We start from the raw sequence: 18861 nt of genomic DNA, 5'->3' as shown, positions 1-18861 counted from the left end.
GACGCCGCTGGTGCGGGTCGGTCGACGGGTGTACCTGCGCCGCTACTGGCAGTACGAACAAGCGGTGCGCGCGGCCATCGACGACCGCCTCGCGCTGCCGCCGCCGCTGTCCGCCGCTGCGCTGCCCGCCGCCCTCGACGCCTTGTTCGACGCCGCCCCGGCCGGTGCCGGGCCCGATTGGCAGAAGCTCGCCTGCGCCCTGGCGGCGCGCAGCGCCTTCGCCATCGTCACCGGCGGGCCCGGCACCGGCAAGACGACGACGGTGGTCAAGCTGCTCGCGCTGCTGCAGATGCTCGCCCTGGCGGAAGGCGCGGACGCCGCCGCCGAGGCACCCCGGGCGCTGCGCATCCGCCTCGCCGCGCCCACCGGCAAGGCCGCCGCCCGCCTCAACGAATCCATCGCCCGGGCGGTGCGCGACCTGCCCGCGCCCGACGCGGTGAAGAACGAAATCCCCGTACAGGTCGCCACCCTCCATCGTCTGCTCGGCAGCCGTCCCGACAGCCGCCGCTTCCGCCACCACGCCGGCAACCCGCTGCCGGTGGATGTGCTGGTGGTGGACGAAGCCTCGATGGTGGACCTGGAGATGATGGCCGCCGTGCTCGACGCGCTCCCGCCACGGGCGCGCCTGGTGCTGCTCGGCGACAAGGACCAGCTCGCCTCGGTGGAAGCCGGCGCCGTGCTCGGCGAGCTGTGCGCGCGCGCCGACGCGGGGCATTACACGCCGGAAACCGCCGCGTGGCTTGCCGGGATTGCCGGCGCGCCCATCGATCCGGCGTTGGTGGACCCGGCCGGCACGCCCCTCGACCAGGCGGTGGCGATGTTGCGCCACAGTTACCGCTTCGGCGGCGACAGCGGCATCGGTCGGCTCGCCCAGGCGGTGAATGCCGGCCGGGTGGACGCGGTGCGCGCGGTGTTCGTGCAGGGCCACGCCGATCTGGCCCGGGTGCCCATCGGCAGCGGCGAAGCGGGCAGCGAGGCGGCGCTGCGACGCCTCGTGGTGGAAGGCGAGCGCAACGGCGCGGCGCCCCAGGCGGGCGGCAACGGGGCGCCGCCGCGCGGTTACCGCCATTATCTCGAGACGCTGGCGGCCCGCCGTCCGCCCGCCGACGCGACCCCGGCGCAGATCGACGACTGGGCGCGGGCGGTGCTCGATGCCCACGGCCAGTTCCAGCTCCTGTGCGCGCTGCGACGCGGCCCGTGGGGCGTGGAGGGGCTCAATGCCCGCATCGCCGGCTGGCTGCGCGACGCCGGGCTGATCCCCGCCGCCGACGGCTGGTATGCCGGCCGGCCGGTGCTGGTGACGCGCAACGACTACAGTCTGGGCTTGATGAACGGCGACATCGGCATCGTGCTGGCGCTGCCGGCGGCGGCGGGCGAGGGCCCGCTGCGGGTGGCGTTCCCGGCCGGCGACGGCAGCGGGGGCATCAAGTGGGTGCAGCCGAGCCGCCTGCAGGCCGTCGAGACGGTGTTCGCGCTGACGGTGCATAAATCCCAGGGGTCGGAGTTCACCCATGTGGCGATGGCCCTGCCGCCGCACCTCAACCCGATCCTCACCCGCGAGCTGGTCTACACCGGCATCACCCGTGCCCGGCGATGGTTCACCCTGGCCGACGCCGCCGCCTCGCAGGTGCTCGAGCGCGCCGTGGAGCGGCGGGTGCTGCGGGTCTCGGGCCTGATGGCGACGCCCGGCTAGGCGGGCGCGCCGGCCGGGGGCACGTTCGTTCCGGCGGGGCCGGCGGTCTCGGCCAGAAAGTGCGCCGTGGCGGCGCGGGCGGCCTCGACGTGGTGCGTGTGGGTGGTGCGCGCGGCGGCGGTGTGGTCGCCGAAGTCGTGGCAGTCGCCCGCGCACAGAAAGTGCCACGCGATATCCGCCGCGCTGCGGCAGTGGTCGCGCAGCAAGTCCAGATAGCGGGGCGTGTCGGTGGCGGGCACCCGCTCGTTGATGCGCCCCGCGGCGGTGTAGAAGTCCAGCGCCGCCTGCAGGGTGCCGGCATAGACGGCCAGCGCGGTGCCGGCGTCCCGGTGGGCGCCGAAGAGCAGCGCGGTGAACACCCGCAGCAGCACCTGGTTGATGCGGTAGGGCAGGCAGCCGATGGGTTCGCCGTGTTCCGGGTCGATCTCGGCCGCCAGGGCTTCGTCGAGTCCGCGCAGGCGCGTGAGGGCGGCGTCGTCGAGGGCCGGGGCGAAGCGGAAATCGAGCCAGCCCACCCGTTCGGCCGGAGGCAGCGGGCCGCTGGCGGCCTGGATGCGCGTGGCGAGGGCCGGCAGCGTGGCCTCGAAGTCGTCCGCCGACACCACGGTGAAAGCCTTTTCCAGCTCGCCGCGCAGGGCGTCGATGGCGTCGGCGGGCTTGACCTGGCGGTCGGGCCGCCACCGCAGCGCGCCGATCCGCAGGCCGGGCAGGGCGGCGTAAAGCCCTGCGTGGAGGTTCTTGGTGAGGATCGCCTCCCGGTCGAACACCACCGTGGTGCGGGCGGCGTGGCCGGCGTCGATGAGGTGGTGGAGCTCCCACAGCAGGCTCTCGGTGATCGACGAGACGTACACCACGAAATAGTCCATCCGCGGGGCCAGCCAGGCGATGTCGGCCTGCCAGTGGCGGGCATTGAGGTAGAAGGAGCGGATCGGCGCGCCGGCGGCGCGGATGATCGCCCCGTAGTCGCCGTAGGCGTGATCCGCGTGGCCGAGGGTCTCCCAGTACACGTCCTTCGGGCCCAGGGCCTTGAAGAGTTCGAACGCGTCGCCGAGCCCCGCGCCCAGGCGGAGGTTGAAGCGCTGGGTGTCGACGGTCGAGATGCCGACGGCGACGGTGTCGGTGGCGGCCACGGCGGCTTCATCGTCGAAGCCACGCAGGTAGAGCACGCGCTTTTTCGGCGAATCCCGCAGCAGGTGGGCGTTGGCCTGCTTGTGGCTGGCGTAGATGTGGAAGTACAGCGCGCACAGCGTGGCCAGTTTTTCGAGATCGAAGGCGTTGAAATCGAACACCACCCGGCGGAACAAGGCGGTGGGCCGGCCGTCCTCGCCGATCAGGCCGGCGTTCCACCAGTTGCGCAGGTTGCCCAGGGGCAGGTTGAGGTACGCGCTGTAGCCGTTGTAGACGAAATAGCCGAGCAGGGCCCGCGCGCCCTCGTAGAGCGGCGTGGCGTTGCGCACCACGGTGGTGGTCCGGGCGGTCATGGGGTGTTCTCCGATGGGGTGGCTCCAGCATAGGCCCGCCGGCCCGGCGCTGGCAAACGCCGGGCGCGGGTCGGGCGCGCGGTGGGCTGCGGGGTGTCAATCGGCCCGTGGGGATCGCGTTGCACGCCGTGCAGGTCGATGTACATGGGGTGTAGATCGACGTACACCGGGTGTAGGTCGATGTTCACCGGGTGTAGGTCGACGTGCACGGGGTGTAGATCGATGTGCGCTGCCTGTAGGTCTTGTACACGGCGTGTAGATCGATGTTCACGGGCTGTAGGTCGATGTTCACCGGGTGTAGATCGATGTTTGGCGACGGTAGGACGACGTCAACCCGCTGCAGGTCGATGTCGGGGCGCTGCAGGGCATCGCGCCGGGCGGGGGCGCGGGGTCGGGCCGGGGGAGGGCGAGCGTGAAATCCTGCGCGTCGTGGCGGGGGGCGCGGCGTAGAATCGTGCCGTTTGCCTTGCCCGCCACCCGATGAGCCTGTCATGACCCGTGCCGACATCCTTCAACGCCTGATCGCGGCCCGGCCGGCGCGGCAGGATTCGCTGCTCCCCATCCTCCACGCCATTCAGGACGAGCTGGGCTGGGTGCCTCCCGAGGCCACGCCGGCCATCGCGCGGGCGCTCAACCTGTCCCGCGCCGAGGTGCATGGCGTCGTCTGCTTCTACCACCACTTCCGCACCGCGCCGCCTGGCCGCCATGTGCTGCAGCTGTGCTGCGCCGAGGCCTGTCAGGCCCGGGGGAGCGCGGCGCTGGCCGCCCACGCCCGCGCGGTGCTGGGCATCGACTTCGACGAGACCAGCGCCGACGGGGCGGTGAGCCTCGCGCCGGTGTATTGCCTCGGCAACTGCGCCTGCGGGCCGTCGCTGCGAGTGGGCGATACGGTGCTCGGGCGGGTCGATGCGGCGCGGCTGGATGCCTTGCTGCTCACCCTGCGGGAGGATCTGCAATGAGCGTACGGGTGTATGTGCCGGCCGATACGTCGGCGGTGGCGGTGGGGGCCGATGCGGTGGCGCTGGCGATCGCCGCCGAAACCGCCGCCCGGGGGATCTCCGTCGAGCTGGTGCGCAATGGTTCGCGCGGGCTGTTCTGGCTGGAGCCGCTGGTGGAGGTGGCCACGCCGGCCGGTCGCATCGCCTACGGCCCGGTGGATGTGGCCGATGTGCCGGGCTTGCTCGACGCCGGCTTCCTGCGTGGCGATGCCCATCCCCTGTGCCTCGGGGCGACCGACGAGATTCCCTTCCTCAAGCGCCAGGAGCGCCTGACCTTCGCCCGCGTCGGCGTGGTCGACCCGCTCTGCCTCGACGACTACGCGGCCCACGAGGGGCTGGCCGGCCTGCGCGCTGCCCTCGCGATGGCGCCCCAGGAGATCGTCGCGGCGATCGTCGAATCGGGCCTGCGCGGGCGCGGCGGCGCGGCGTTTCCGGCGGGCATCAAGTGGCAGACGGTGAAGGATGCGCCGGGCGACGTGAAGTACGTGGTCTGCAACGCCGACGAGGGCGACTCGGGCACCTTCTCCGACCGCATGTTGCTGGAGGGCGATCCGTTCTGCCTGATCGAGGGCATGGCGATTGCCGCGCTGGCGGTGGGCGCGACCCAGGGCTACGTGTATCTGCGCGCCGAATATCCGCGTGCGTGGCAGGTGTTCAACGCGGCGCTCGACGTGGCGCGGCGGGCCGGCCTGTTGGGCGCCGACATCCTTGGATCGGGCCGCGCCTTCGACATCGAACCCCGGCTCGGCGGGGGCGCCTACATCTGCGGCGAGGAGACCGCGATGCTCGAGAGCATCGAGGGCCGCCGCGGCCAGGTGCGCGCCAAGCCGCCGCTGCCCGCGGTGAAGGGCCTGTTCGGCAAGCCCACGGTAATCAACAACCTCATCACCCTGGCCAGCGTGCCGGTGATCTTGGCGCGCGGCGCGGCGTTTTACCGGGATTTCGGCCTCGGGCGCTCCCGCGGCACGCTGCCCTTCCAGCTGGCCGGCAACGTGCGCCAGGGCGGGCTGGTGGAAAAGGCCTTCGGCCTCACCCTGGGTGAGCTGATCGACGACTTCGGCGGCGGCACCGCCAGCGGGCGGCCGGTGCGCGCGGTGCAGGTGGGCGGTCCGCTGGGCGCGTACATGCCGCCGGCGGACTTCGACGTGCCCCTCGACTACGAGTGCTTCGCCACCCGGGGCGGAATGATCGGCCACGGGGGGGTGGTGGTGTTCGACGACACCGTGGACATGGCCCGCATGGCGCGTTTCGCGATGGCGTTCTGCGCCGCCGAATCCTGCGGCAAGTGCACCCCGTGCCGGATCGGCTCGACCCGCGGCGTGGAGGTGATCGACCGCATCGTCGCCGGCGAGAAACGGGCCGCCAACGCGGCGCTGCTGCACGAGCTGTGCGCGCTGATGACCGACGGCTCGCTGTGCGCGATGGGCGGCATGACGCCCATGCCGGTGCTGTCGGCGCTGCGACATTTTCCGGCCGATTTCGGCCTCGACGACCCCCAGGAGCCGCAATGAGCTGCCGCTGTCACGCCGATCTCGGCACCCCCGCGAGTCCCGCCGGCGATGCAGCGGCGGTTTCCCTGCTGATCGACGGCCGCCCGGTGTGCGCACCGGCCGGCACCTCGGTGATGCGCGCGGCGGCCGAGGCGGGCATCCCGATTCCCAAACTGTGCGCCACCGACACGCTCGACGCCTTCGGTGCGTGCCGCCTGTGCCTGGTGCAGATCGAGGGCCGGCGCGGCTACCCGGCCTCGTGCACGACGCCGGTGGAGGCGGGGATGCAGGTCGTCACCCAGTCTCCCCGGCTCGCCGAGCTGCGCCGCGGGGTGATGGAGCTGTACATCTCCGACCACCCGCTCGATTGCCTCACCTGCGCCGCCAACGGCAACTGCGAGCTGCAGGACATGGCCGGCGCGGTGGGCTTGCGCGAGGTGCGCTACGGCATGGCCGGCGACAACCATTTCGACGCCGCCCACGCGCGCCCGAAGGACGAATCCAACCCGTATTTCAGCTTCGACCCCGCCAAGTGCATCGTGTGCAGCCGCTGCGTGCGGGCCTGCGAGGAGGTGCAGGGCACCTTCGCGCTGACGATTGCCGGACGGGGTTTCGATTCCCGCGTCGTGGCGGGGGCGGATGAGGGCTTCCTGGGCTCGGAATGCGTCTCGTGTGGGGCCTGCGTGGCGGCCTGCCCGACGGCGACCCTCGCCGAGAAGAGCCTGATCGCCGCCGGCCAGGGCAGCCGGCGTGTCGCCACCACCTGCGCCTACTGCGGCGTGGGCTGCGGCTTCGTCGCCGAGGTGCAGGGCCAGCAGGTGGTGCGGATGCTGCCCGACAAGACCGGCGGCGCCAACGCCGGCCACGCCTGCGTGAAGGGCCGCTTCGCATGGGGCTACGCCACCCATCCGGAGCGGGTCACCACGCCGATGATCCGCGAACACATCGACGCGCCGTGGCGAAAGGTGTCGTGGGACGAGGCGCTGGCCTTCGCGGCCGGCGAGTTCCGGCGCATCCAGGCCAAATACGGCCGGCTGGCGGTGGGCGGGATCACTTCGTCCCGGTGCACCAACGAGGAGACTTACCTCGTCCAGAAGCTGGTGCGCACCGCCTTCGGCAACAACAACGTGGACACCTGCGCGCGGGTCTGCCACTCGCCCACCGGCTACGGCCTCAAGCAGACCCTCGGCGAATCGGCCGGCACCCAGGATTTCGAATCGGTGCTGGCGGCCGACGTGGTGGTGGTGATCGGCGCCAACCCCACCGACGGCCATCCGGTGTTCGGCGCGCTGCTCAAGCGGCGCATCCGTGAAGGGGCGAAGCTCATCGTGATCGACCCGCGCGCCATCGACCTGGTGCGCACCCCCCACGTGGAGGCCGAGTTCCATCTCGCCCTGCGCCCCGGCACCAACGTGGCGATGATCAACGCCCTGGCCCACGTGGTGGTGTCCGAAGGCTGGGTGGACGACGCCTTCGTGGCCGCCCGCTGCGAGGCGGAGGCTTTCGCCGCGTGGCGGGCATTCATCCTCCGGCCCGAGAACAGCCCCGAGGCGGTGGCCGACATCACCGGCGTGCCCGCCGACGACATCCGCGCCGCCGCGCGGCTATACGCCGGCGCCGGCAACGGCGCGATCTACTACGGGCTGGGCGTCACCGAGCACAGCCAGGGCTCGACGATGGTGATGGGCATCGCCAACCTCGCCATGGCCACCGGCAACATCGGCCGGCGCGGCGTCGGGGTGAACCCGCTGCGCGGGCAGAACAACGTGCAGGGCGCCTGCGACATGGGCTCCTTCCCCCACGAGCTGCCGGGCTACCGGCCGGTGGGCGACGCGGCGGTGCGCGAGGCGTTCGAGGCCCACTGGGGCGTGGCGCTCGACCCGGAGCCGGGCCTGCGCATCCCCAACATGTTCAACGCGGCGATTGCCGGCACCTACAAGGGCATGTACGTGCAGGGCGAGGACATGGCCCAGTCCGACCCCAACACCCAGCACGTGGAGGCGGCGCTGCGCGCGCTCGAATGCCTGGTGGTGCAGGACATCTTCTTCAACGAGACGGCCAAGTACGCCCATGTGTTCCTGCCGGGTTCGTCCTTCCTCGAAAAGGACGGCACCTTCACCAACGCCGAACGGCGCATCTCGCGGGTGCGCAAGGTGATGGCGCCCCTGGCGGGCATGGCCGACTGGGAAGTGACCCAGGCGCTCGCCCGGGCGCTCGGCGCGCCCATGGATTACCGTCATCCGTCGGAGATCATGGACGAGATCGCCGCGCTCACGCCGAGCTTCGCCGGGGTGAGCTACGCACGGCTCGACGAGGTCGGCAGCCTCCAGTGGCCGTGCAACGAGGCGGCGCCAGAGGGCACGCCGATCATGCACACCACCGCCTTCGCCCGCGGCCTGGGGCGCTTCGTCGTCACCGAATACGTGCCCACCACCGAAAAGGTGACCCGGCGCTTCCCGCTGATCCTCACCACCGGGCGCATCCTCAGCCAGTACAACGTGGGCGCCCAGACCCGCCGCACCGCCAACACCGTGTGGCACAGCGAGGACCGGCTCGAGATTCATCCGCTCGACGCAGCCGACCGGGGCATCGTCGACGGCGACTGGGTGGCCGTGGCCAGCCGTGCCGGCGAGACGCGGCTGCGCGCCCGGGTGTCGGCGCGGATGCAGCCGGGGGTGGTCTACACCACCTTCCACTTCCCCGGCTCGGGCGCCAACGTGGTGACCACCGACAACGCCGACTGGGCCACCAGTTGCCCGGAATACAAGGTGACCGCCGTGGAGGTGACGCTCGGTGAGCAGCCGTCCCGCTGGCAGGCGGATTTCGATCGCAGCGAAGCCGGCCAGCGGGCCCTGCGGCCAACGGAGCGGGGCGGATGAGCGGCGTGGTCGACGCCTTTGCCGCGCTGATGCCGGTGGCCGCGTTGCGGCTGGACGGGGGCGCGGCGGTCGAGGTGGCCGACACGGTGGTCGAGGAGGTGCCGGTGGCGCTGGTCTACAACGGCATCTCCCACGCGGTGATGCTCGCCACGCCCACCGATCTCGAGGATTTCGCCCTCGGCTTCAGCCTCACCGAGGGGCTCATCGCGCGCCCGTCGGACATGCTCGACATGGACATCGAAGCCACCCCGCAGGGCATCGCGCTGCAACTGCGGGTAAGCGCCGCGTGCTTCCACGGCTTCAAGGCGACCCGCCGGCAACTTGCCGGGCGCACCGGCTGCGGCCTGTGCGGGCTGGAGAGCCTGGCCCAGGCGATCCGTCCGGTGCCGAGGCTGCCCCGACGCCTGCGCGTGGAGGCGGTGGCCTTGCGCCACGCGATTGCAGCCTTGACGACGATGCAGCCGCTGCATCGCCAGAGCGGCGGTGTGCACGCCGCGGCGTGGGCCGGCCCGGACGGCACGATTCATCTGGTGCGCGAGGACGTGGGGCGCCACAACGCCCTCGACAAGCTCATCGGCGCCCTGCGGCGGGCCCGTGTCGACACCGGCGAGGGCTTTGCGGTGGTGACCAGCCGGGCCAGCCACGAACTGGTGCACAAGGCCGCCACCGCCGGCATCGAGCTGCTGGCCGCGGTGTCGGCGCCCACCGCGCTGGCGGTGCGCAACGCCGAGTCCGCCGGGCTGACCCTGGTGGGCTGGCTGCGGGAGCGTGGCTGCGCGATCTACAGCGGCGCCGGGCGGATCGTCATCGACGCGTCCGCCTGAGGTCGTGCCCCCTTGCGGGGGTGGCGACCCGCGCCGCCAAAGAAAAACCCGAGACGCGCGGGGCGGCTCGGGTTGAAGTGCTCACCCTCTGGGGGAAGAGGGTGGAGGTGACGGCGCATAGATTACGTGTTCGGCATTGTGCGTTGCAATGCCCCGGCGCCCGAAAAATGCCGTGAGCGTAAAAAAATTCACGCCGCGGGGGGCGTGGAGGCGTCCGGCGCCGGGCCGCCGACCTTGCGCTCGCGGAAAGTCTGCGGCGGCACGCCGGTCCAGCCCCGAAATGCGCGGGCAAAGCTCTTCTCGTTGCGAAAACCCACCAGCGCGGAAATCTGCTTGATCGAGCGCTGGCTGCGGTTGAGCAGTTCGATGGCGCGGTCGCAGCGGGCTTCGTCCTTCAGGGCCTGCAGCGAAGATCCCTCCTCGTGGAGCTGACGGTGCAGGGTACGCACCGACACGTGCAGGCCGGCGGCGACGATGTCGGCGGTGGCGGCGGCGGCGCCGGGTTCGCGCAGGAAGCGTCGCACCCCTTCCACCAGCAGGCGGTCGCGGCGGTATTGCAGCACGGTGAGCGGCAGCGCCCGCTGCAGCATGGCACGCAGGGCGGCCTCGTCGCGTCGGATCGGCAGATCGAGGTAGCGCGCGTCGAAGCTGATCGCGGCGCAATCGGCGTCGAAGCGCAGCGGGCCGGGGAACATCAACGGGTAGGCGTCGGCATGGGGTGGCGCGGGGAAGGGAAAGCGGCTCTCCAGCAGCGGAATCCGCGAGTCGATGGCCCAGCAGGCGTAGCCCAGCACGTAGCGCAGCAGCGTGACCTGGCAGAACTCGTGCATCTCGCCAAGGGGCCGGCGCACCACCAGCGCCAGGGTGGCGGCGGATTTGCCTACCTCGAGGCCGAGCGCCACGTCGTCGGTGAGCAGCAGATGGTGGCGGCACCAGCGCTTGAGCGCCACACCCAGGTTGGGCGACCCCAGCGAGGCGCGGCACAGCATGCCGTAGCTGCCCCACGGCAACCGACGCGAGAACCACCCCAGCGCCTCGTCGTCCAGTTCCTGCATCGCGTGGCCGGAGATGACCTCCATCTGCGCGGCGGTGACGCGGGCGGCGGCATCGTCGAGCAGGGCCGGATCGATGTCGGCCACCTGCATGGCGCCGGCAGGGTCGAGGCCGTAGCGGCGGTAGGCCTGCACGATGGCGCGGATGAAGGCGATGGGGGTCGCCGCGCGTCCACGGCGGGACGGTGGCGGCAGTTCGTGGCGGGGCGTTTTCATGATTCCGAAATCTTAACGCGGGCGGCGCACGTGTGGCACGATCTGCAACCACGATGGCGCCCGCGACGACCCGCCGGGACGTACGCTGCGGGTCACTCGAGCGTCACGCCCCGGTGGCGTGCCCACCAGAACAAACCGGAGGAGACACCCCATGAACATCCCCAGCCTCAACTTCCACCTCGGCGAAACCATCGAGGCCCTGCGCGACACCGTGCAGGCCTTCGCGGCCAAGGAGATCGCGCCGCGTGCCGCCGAGATCGACCGGGTGAACGAGTTTCCCGCCGACCTGTGGAAGAAACTGGGTGACCTGGGTCTGCACGGCATGACCGCCCCCGAAGAATACGGCGGCACCAACATGGGCTACCTCGCCCACATCATCGCGCTGGAAGAAGTCTCCCGCGCCTCGGCGTCCGTCGGCCTGTCGTACGGCGCCCACTCCAACCTGTGCATCAACCAGATCCGCCGCAACGGCACCGAAGCCCAGAAGCAGAAATACCTGCCCAAGCTGATCTCCGGCGACCACATCGGCGCGCTGGCGATGAGCGAGCCGAACGCCGGCTCCGACGTGGTGAGCATGAAGCTGCGCGCCGACAAGAAGGGCGACCGCTACGTGCTCAACGGCTCCAAGATGTGGATCACCAACGGCGGCGACGCCGACACCCTGGTGGTCTATGCCAAGACCGACATGGAAGCCGGTGCCCGTGGCATGACCGCCTTCATCGTCGAGAAGGGCATGAAGGGTTTCACCCACGGCACCCACCTGGACAAGCTGGGTATGCGCGGCTCCAACACCTTCCCGCTGTTCTTCGACGACGTGGAAGTGCCCGAGGAGAACGTGCTGGGCGGCGTGGGCAACGGCACCAAGGTGCTGATGAGCGGCCTCGACTACGAGCGCGCGGTGCTGTGCGGCGGCCCGCTGGGCATCATGGCGGCGTGCATGGATGTCGTCGTGCCCTACCTCCACGACCGCAAGCAGTTTGGCCAGAGCATCGGCGAGTTCCAGCTGATGCAGGGCAAGGTTGCCGACATGTACTCCACCTGGATGGCCACCCGCGCCTACGTGTATGCCCTCGGTCAGGCCTGCGACAAGGCCGACCACGCCCGCACCCTGCGCAAGGACGCCGCCGGCGCCATCCTGTACTCCGCCGAGAAGGCCACCTGGATGGCCGGCGAGGCGATCCAGACCCTCGGCGGCGTGGGCTACACCAACGAATACGCCACCGGCCGCCTGTGGCGCGACGCCAAGCTCTACGAGATCGGCGCCGGCACCAGCGAGATCCGCCGCATGCTGATCGGCCGCGAACTGTTCTCCGAAACCGCGTAAGCCTGGAGCCCCCATGACCGTCATCAAATCCAGCATCAACACGCGATCGAGCGAATTCCAGGCCAACGCCGAGGCGATGGGCAAGGTCGTCGCCGACCTGCGCGAGAAGGCCGCCCAGGTGTCCCTCGGCGGCGGCGAAGCGGCCCGCGCCAAGCACACCGCCCGCGGCAAGCTGCTGCCCCGCGATCGCGTCGATCACCTGCTCGATCCGGGCACCGGCTTCCTCGAGATCGGCCAGCTTGCCGCCTACGGCATGTACGACAACGAGGCGCCGTCGGCGGGCGTGATCGCCGGCATCGGCCGGGTGAATGGCGTCGAGTGCATGATCGTCGCCAACGATGCCACCGTGAAGGGCGGCACCTACTACCCGATGACGGTCAAGAAGCACCTGCGCGCCCAGGAGATCGCCCAGCAGAACAAGCTGCCGTGCATCTATCTGGTGGATTCCGGCGGCGCCTTCCTGCCCAAGCAGGACGAGGTCTTCCCGGATCGCGACCACTTCGGCCGGATCTTCTTCAACCAGGCCAACATGTCGGCCGAGGGCATCCCGCAGATCGCGGTGGTGATGGGCTCCTGCACCGCCGGCGGCGCCTACGTGCCGGCGATGAGCGACGAGACGGTGATCGTCAAGAACCAGGGCACGATCTTCCTGGGCGGCCCGCCGCTGGTGAAGGCCGCCACCGGCGAGGTTGTCACCGCCGAGGATCTGGGCGGCGGCGACGTGCACACCCGCGTCTCCGGCGTGGCCGACCACCTGGCCGAGAACGACACCCACGCGCTCTCCATCGCCCGGCGCATCGTCAGCACCCTCAACCGCGTCAAGCCCGTGGGACTCAACCTGGCGAGCGCCGAAGAGCCGCTCTACGACCCGTCCGAAATCTACGGGATCATCCCCACCGACACCCGCAAGCCCTACGACGTGCGCGAGGTGATCGCCCGCATCGTCGATGGCTCGCGCTTCGACGAGTTCAAGGCGCGCTACGGCACCACGCTGGTCACCGGCTTTGCGCACCTCTACGGCATGCCCATCGGCATCGTCGCCAACAACGGCATCCTGTTCGGCGAATCGGCCCAGAAGGGCGCCCACTTCATCGAGCTGTGCGCCCAGCGCGGCGTGCCGCTGGTTTTCCTGCAGAACATCACCGGCTTCATGGTCGGCCGCAAGTACGAGAACGGTGGCATCGCCAAGGACGGCGCCAAGATGGTCACCGCGGTGGCTACCGCCCAGGTGCCCAAGCTCACCGTGCTCATCGGCGGCAGCTTTGGCGCCGGCAACTACGGCATGTGCGGCCGCGCCTACAGCCCGCGCTTCCTGTGGATGTGGCCCAACAGCCGCATCTCGGTGATGGGCGGCGAGCAGGCCGCAAGCGTGCTCGCCACCGTGCGCCGCGACGGCATCGAGGCCAAGGGCGGCGCCTGGAGCAAGGACGAGGAGGAAGCCTTCAAGTCACCGATCCGCCAGCAGTACGAGGACCAAGGCCACCCGTACTACGCCACCGCCCGGCTGTGGGACGACGGCGTGGTGGACCCGGCCCAGACCCGGCGCATCCTCGGCCTGAGTCTCTCGGCCAGCCTCAACGCCCCGATCCAGCCGACCAAGTTCGGGCTGTTCCGAATGTAAGAGGTGGCGAGGAGTTGGGAGTGAAGAGTGAGGAGGGCCTTGTTCTGGCCTGTTGCGCTGGCGATCGTGAGCGCACCTCCTTTGAATCCGGCCTCCTCACGCCTCACGCCTGACTCCTTACAGGTTCAAAGCCATGTATGAAACCCTGGAAATCCTCCGCGACGGCGGCGTAGCCACGATCTGGATGAACCGTCCGGACGTGCACAACGCCTTCAACGAACAACTCATCGCCGAACTCACCGCTGCCTGCGAAGCGTTGGACGCCGACGACACCGTCCGCGTGGTGGTGCTCGCCGGCCGTGGCAAGAGCTTTTCGGCCGGGGCCGACCTCAACTGGATGCGCCGCGCCGCGGATGCGTCGGTGGAGGCCAACCTGGTGGACGCGCGCAAGCTGGCCGGGATGATGCGCACCTTGGCCGAAATGGATAAACCCACCATCGCACGGGTGCATGGCGCGGCCCTGGGCGGTGGCATGGGCCTGGCTTCGGCCTGCGACATCTGCATTGCCTCCACAGGCGCCAGTTTCGCGACCTCCGAAGTCAAGTTCGGCATCATCCCGTCGGCGATCAGCCCGTATGTGCTGCGCGCCATCGGTGCACGTCAGGCAGGCCGCTACTTTCAGACCGCCGAGCGGATTTCCGCCGCCCAGGCTAAGGAGTTGGGCCTTGCCCACGACGTGGTGGCGCCCGAAGAACTGGACGCCAAGGTGCAGGAAATCGTTGCCGCGCTGTTGGTGGGCGGCCCTAAATCCCAGGCGGCGGCGAAGGATTTGATCCGTGCGGTGGCGGATCGCCCGGTGTGCGACGGCGTGGTGGAAGACACCGCGCGGCGCATCGCCGAGCTGCGTGCCACGCCTGAAGCGAAGGAAGGTCTTGCCGCCTTCCTGGAAAAGCGCCCGGCAGCTTGGGTGCCGGCGGCAAAATAACAGGGAGACAGCATGTTCAACAAAATTCTGATCGCCAACCGTGGCGAAATTGCCTGTCGGGTCATCAAGACCGCGCGCCGCCTGGGCATCAAGACCGTCGCGGTGTATTCCGACGCCGACGCCGGCGCCCGCCACGTGCGCCTGGCCGACGAGGCCGTGCATATCGGCCCGGCCGCCGCCCGCGAGAGCTATCTCGTCATCGACAAGATCATCGCCGCGGCAAAGCAGACCGGCGCCGAGGCCATCCACCCGGGCTACGGTTTCCTGTCCGAGAACGAGGCCTTCTGTCACGCCTGCGACGCGGCCGGCATCGTCTTCATCGGCCCGCCGGTGTCGGCGATCCGCGCGATGGGCTCCAAGTCCGAAGCCAAGAAGCTGATGGAGCAGGCCGGCGTACCGCTCACCCCGGGCTACCACGGCGACAACCAGGATGCCGGTTTCCTCAACGTGCAGGCCGATGCCATCGGTTACCCGGTGCTCATCAAGGCTGCGGCCGGCGGTGGCGGCAAGGGGATGCGCCTCGTCGAGAAGAGCGAGGACTTCCTCGATGCGCTGGCGTCCTGCAAGCGCGAGGCGGCGTCGAGCTTTGGCGACGACCACGTGCTGGTCGAGAAATACCTCACCCGCCCGCGCCACATCGAGATCCAGGTGTTTGGCGACACCTTCGGCAACGTGGTGTATCTGTTCGAGCGCGACTGCTCGGTGCAGCGCCGTCATCAAAAAGTGCTTGAAGAAGCCCCCGCGCCGGGCATGACGCCGGAGCGCCGCGCCGCGATGGGCAAGGCGGCGGTGGATGCAGCCAAGGCCGTCGGTTACGTGGGCGCCGGCACGGTCGAGTTCATCGCCAACCAGGACGGTACCTTCTACTTCATGGAGATGAACACCCGCCTCCAGGTGGAGCACCCGGTCACCGAGATGATCACCGGGCTCGATCTGGTGGAGTGGCAGCTCCGCGTGGCCTCCGGCGAGCCGCTGCCGCTGGCCCAGGAGCAGCTCGCCATCAACGGCCACGCGCTCGAGGCACGCATCTACGCCGAAGACCCGGCCAAGGGCTTCCTGCCTTCCACCGGCAAGCTGGTGCACCTGTCGCCGCCCGACGAGAACCTGCACGTACGCGTGGATACCGGCGTGGAGGAGGGCGACGAGATCAGCCCCTTCTACGACCCGATGATCGCCAAGCTCATCGTGTGGGATGTGAACCGCGATCGCGCCCTGGCCCGGATGCTTCAAGCGCTGGCCGAATACCGCGTGGTGGGCGTCGCCAACAACATCGAGTTCCTGTCGCGGCTCACCGCCTGCCCGGCCTTTGCCAACGCCGATCTCGACACCGGCCTCATCGAGCGCGAGAAGGACTACCTCTTCCCCGAGCAGCGCGAACCGGCCCGCGAGGCGTGGCTGGCGGTGGCGCTGGCCGAGCTGCTGCGCGAGCGCGCCCACGCGGGTGGCGAAGCCCGCCGCCATCCTGAACCGGATTCGCCCTGGCACCAGCGCGACGGCTGGCGGGTGAACGCGGCGCCCAGCCGGCGTTTGATCTTCCGCCTTGGCGACGTGGAAAAATCGCTCCTCGTCACCCATCGGGGCAGCGCCTACGAGGTGGAGTTCGACGGTAGCGCGAGCCGCGTCGCCGGCACCCTCAACCCGCGTGGGCTGCTGCGGGGCGAGTTCGACGGCCTGCGCACCACCGCCACGGTGATCGTGGCCGGCGAGCGCCGTCACCTCTTCGGTCAAGGCCGGGCGTGGCAGTTTGCGGCGGTGGACCCGCTCCACCATAGCGGCGAGGGCGGTGGCGCCGAAGGCGGCCTGCTGGCCCCGATGCCCGGCAAGGTGATCGCGCTGGTGGCGGCCGAGGGCGCCACGGTCGAGAAGGGCGCGCCGCTGTTGATCCTCGAGGCGATGAAGATGGAGCACACCATCACGGCGCCGGCCGCCGGCACCGTCAAGGCCTTCCGCTTCGCGGTGGGCGATCAGGTCGGCGACGGGGCCGAGCTGGTGGAGTTCGAGGTGGCGGCCTGACGCTGCAAGGCCCGTAGCTTGAAGCGCAAGGTTTAGGACATTGCACCGCAAAGCCCCGGGCGCCGGGCGCAAGGTTTCTTGCCCGGTTGAAAGGCGTGATCGCACGGTTTTCTGCGCCCCGTGCACGGCGTGGAGCCCGGATTGCCCGGCTTTGCGCCGGCGCATGGCAGCACCGGGCCTTGCAGTACAGGTTGTTTGGTAAGGGACTGCAGCACTGCGCTGCAGTCGGATCAGGCGGATGAGCCGCGAAGACGGACGTTCGCCAAGCCGCGGCTGCTGCGCAGCTGCAAACCGAGATTCGGGTGTGAGGAGACACATGAGCAATCGACTGAGCTACGTCCACGGTGCGTCGGACAAACCCCTGATCGGCCAGACCATCGGCCGCTTCTTCGACGAAGCCTGCCGCCGCCATGCCGGCCAGGAAGCCCTGGTGGTACGCCACCAGAACGTGCGGCTGACCTACGCCGAGATGCGCCTGAAGGTGGATGCCCTGGCCTGCGGGCTGCGCCGGCTGGGCCTCGCGCCCGGCGAGCGGATCGGCATCTGGTCCCAGAACAACGTGGAGTGGGCGCTGACCCAGTTCGCCACCGCCAAGGCGGGGCTGGTGCTGGTCAACATCAACCCGGCCTACCGCCGCAGCGAGCTGGAATACGCCCTCAACAAGGTGGGCTGCCGGGCGCTGATCCTCTCGCCCAGCTTCAAGAGCAGCGACTATCTGGCGATGTTGGCCGATCTGGCGCCCGAACTCGGCCACTGCGAGGCCGGTCTGCTGCGTGCCCACCGGCTGCCGAGCCTGGAGATCGTGATCCGCATGGGCATTGATCACACGCCGGGGATGCTCAACTTCGACGACCTGTTCGTCAGCCCCAGCCGCGACGAGCTGGACGAACTGGAAACGCTCGGCGAGCACCTGCAGTTCGACGACCCGATCAACATCCAGTTTACCTCCGGTACCACCGGCAACCCGAAGGGCGCCACCCTGTCGCACCACAACATCCTCAACAACGGCTTCTTCGTGGGCGAGGCGATCCGCCTGCGCGAAGGCGACCGGGTGTGCATCCCGGTGCCGTTGTATCACTGTTTCGGCATGGTGATGGGCAACCTGGGCTGCCTGACCCACGGCGCGACCATGGTCTATCCGTCCGAAGCCTTCGAGCCGCTGGCCGTGCTGCAGACCGTGGCCGAGGAGAAATGCACCGCCAGCTACGGCGTGCCCACCATGTTCATCGCCCAGCTGGATCACCCGGAGTTTTCGCGCTTCGATCTATCGAGCCTGCGCACCGGCATCATGGCCGGCAGCCCGTGCCCCATCGAGGTGATGAAGCGCGTCATCGACAAGATGAACATGGGCGAGGTGACCATCGCCTACGGCATGACCGAGACCTCGCCGGTGAGCTTCCAGAGCGGAACCGACGACCCGATCGAACGCCGCGTGTCCACCGTGGGCCGCGCGCAGCCCCACTGCGAAGTGAAGATCGTCGATAGCGATGGCCGCATCGTGCCCCGCGGCACGCCAGGCGAGCTGTGCACCCGCGGCTACTCGGTGATGCTCGGCTACTGGGGCGACGAGGCCAAGACGGCCGAGGCCATCGACAAGGCCGGCTGGATGCACACCGGCGACATCGCCACCATCGACGAGGAAGGTTTCTGCAACATCGTCGGGCGCATCAAGGACATGGTGATCCGCGGCGGCGAAAACATTTACCCGCGAGAGATCGAGGAGTTCCTCTACCGCCACCCCAAGGTGCTCGACGTGCAGGTGGTGGGCGTGCCCGACAAGAAATACGGCGAGGAGTTGTGCGCCTGGATCATCGTGCGCGAAGGCCAGCGGCTCACCGAAGACGAGGTGCGCGCCTTCTGCCAGGGCCAGATCGCCCATTACAAGATCCCGCGCTACATCAGCTTCGTGGACAGCTTCCCGATGACGGTGACCGGCAAGATCCAGAAGTTCCAGATCCGCGAGAAGATGAAGCAGACCCTCGGTCTGGAAGACGCGGCGACCGCCTGAAGGAGCACTGCGCATGACTCTCCCCAACCACGTCCGCCTCGTCGAGATGGGCCCCCGCGACGGCCTGCAGAACGAAAAGCAGGTGGTCGGCACCGACACCAAGGTCGAACTGATCGCGCGGCTCGGCGCCTGCGGGCTGACGGCCATCGAGGCCACGTCCTTCGTGTCGCCCAGGTGGGTGCCGCAGATGGGCGACAACGCCGAGGTGATGCGTCGCATCGTGCGCCTGCCCGGGGTCGCTTACCCGGTGCTCACGCCGAACCTGCAGGGCCTGGAGGCCGCGCTGGCGGCCGGCGCGACCGAGGTGGCGGTGTTCGGCGCGGCGTCGGAATCGTTC

The 18861-nt window shown here is 69.7% G+C and carries 12 protein-coding genes and 1 pseudogene; 11 read left to right on the top strand and 2 right to left on the bottom strand.

All coding sequences use genetic code 11. The features are described from left to right. Positions 1-1693, top strand: a 1693-nt coding sequence (recD, locus tag ACE3P2_RS09595) for an exodeoxyribonuclease V subunit alpha (RefSeq protein WP_374263820.1), incomplete at its 5' end; no start/stop codon positions are given. On the opposite strand, the gene ACE3P2_RS09590 is transcribed toward recD, so the two are convergent. Then, positions 1690-3174: a hypothetical protein gene (locus ACE3P2_RS09590; protein WP_374263818.1), complete on the bottom strand. Its 1485-nt coding sequence runs from the start codon at positions 3172-3174 to the stop codon at positions 1690-1692. The two genes, recD and ACE3P2_RS09590, sit on opposite strands and share 4 nt — an antisense overlap. A 491-nt stretch (positions 3175-3665) precedes the next feature. Between ACE3P2_RS09590 and ACE3P2_RS09585 the strand changes: the two genes are divergently transcribed. From ACE3P2_RS09585 to fdhD, 4 genes are read left to right on the top strand one after another with little or no spacing between them, the layout of a single operon-like run. Then, a complete protein-coding gene (locus ACE3P2_RS09585; RefSeq protein WP_374263816.1) occupies positions 3666-4133 on the top strand; it encodes a formate dehydrogenase subunit gamma in 468 nt (155 codons plus the stop codon). Beyond that, positions 4130-5683 (top strand): formate dehydrogenase beta subunit, encoded by a 1554-nt coding sequence (locus ACE3P2_RS09580; protein ID WP_374263814.1) that lies wholly within the window; start codon positions 4130-4132, stop codon positions 5681-5683. Before ACE3P2_RS09585 ends, ACE3P2_RS09580 begins: the two co-directional genes overlap by 4 nt. After that, entirely contained in the window at positions 5680-8541 is a 2862-nt protein-coding gene (gene fdhF / locus ACE3P2_RS09575; RefSeq protein ID WP_374263812.1) for a formate dehydrogenase subunit alpha, read from the top strand. The genes ACE3P2_RS09580 and fdhF overlap by 4 nt, the downstream gene beginning before the upstream one ends. Next, on the top strand, positions 8538-9365 hold the full coding sequence (fdhD, locus tag ACE3P2_RS09570) for a formate dehydrogenase accessory sulfurtransferase FdhD (protein WP_374263810.1): 828 nt from the start codon (positions 8538-8540) through the stop codon (positions 9363-9365). Before fdhF ends, fdhD begins: the two co-directional genes overlap by 4 nt. Before the next feature lie 188 nt (positions 9366-9553). Here the strand turns inward: fdhD and ACE3P2_RS09565 are convergent, their stop codons facing one another. Next, a complete protein-coding gene (locus ACE3P2_RS09565; RefSeq protein ID WP_374263808.1) occupies positions 9554-10633 on the bottom strand; it encodes an AraC family transcriptional regulator in 1080 nt (359 codons plus the stop codon). Between the two features lie 151 nt (positions 10634-10784). Between ACE3P2_RS09565 and ACE3P2_RS09560 the strand changes: the two genes are divergently transcribed. From ACE3P2_RS09560 to ACE3P2_RS09535, 6 genes and pseudogenes are all read left to right on the top strand, one after another. Next, positions 10785-11957 carry an isovaleryl-CoA dehydrogenase gene (locus ACE3P2_RS09560; protein ID WP_374263806.1) on the top strand — a complete coding sequence of 391 codons (1173 nt, stop codon included), beginning with the start codon at positions 10785-10787 and terminating at the stop codon, positions 11955-11957. Between the two features lie 13 nt (positions 11958-11970). Further along, positions 11971-13578, top strand: a complete 1608-nt coding sequence (locus tag ACE3P2_RS09555) for a carboxyl transferase domain-containing protein (RefSeq protein WP_374263804.1) — start codon at positions 11971-11973, stop codon at positions 13576-13578. A gap of 133 nt (positions 13579-13711) precedes the next feature. Further along, positions 13712-14503: an enoyl-CoA hydratase/isomerase family protein gene (locus ACE3P2_RS09550; RefSeq protein WP_374263802.1), complete on the top strand. Its 792-nt coding sequence runs from the start codon at positions 13712-13714 to the stop codon at positions 14501-14503. A 12-nt stretch (positions 14504-14515) separates the two neighbouring features. Then, positions 14516-16516: an acetyl-CoA carboxylase biotin carboxylase subunit gene (locus ACE3P2_RS09545; RefSeq protein ID WP_374263800.1), complete on the top strand. Its 2001-nt coding sequence runs from the start codon at positions 14516-14518 to the stop codon at positions 16514-16516. Positions 16517-16832: 316 nt separating this feature from the next. After that, complete coding sequence (locus ACE3P2_RS09540) at positions 16833-18524, top strand: AMP-binding protein (protein WP_374263798.1); 1692 nt, start codon at positions 16833-16835, stop codon at positions 18522-18524. 13 nt (positions 18525-18537) lie between these two features. Further along, positions 18538-18861: pseudogene (locus tag ACE3P2_RS09535) on the top strand (hydroxymethylglutaryl-CoA lyase); the annotation flags it as partial.

Origin of the sequence: Zoogloea sp. (assembly GCF_041911615.1) — a bacterium.
Taxonomy (GTDB): Bacteria; Pseudomonadota; Gammaproteobacteria; order Burkholderiales; family Rhodocyclaceae; genus Zoogloea.
This window is presented reverse-complemented; position numbering and strand designations above follow the sequence as displayed.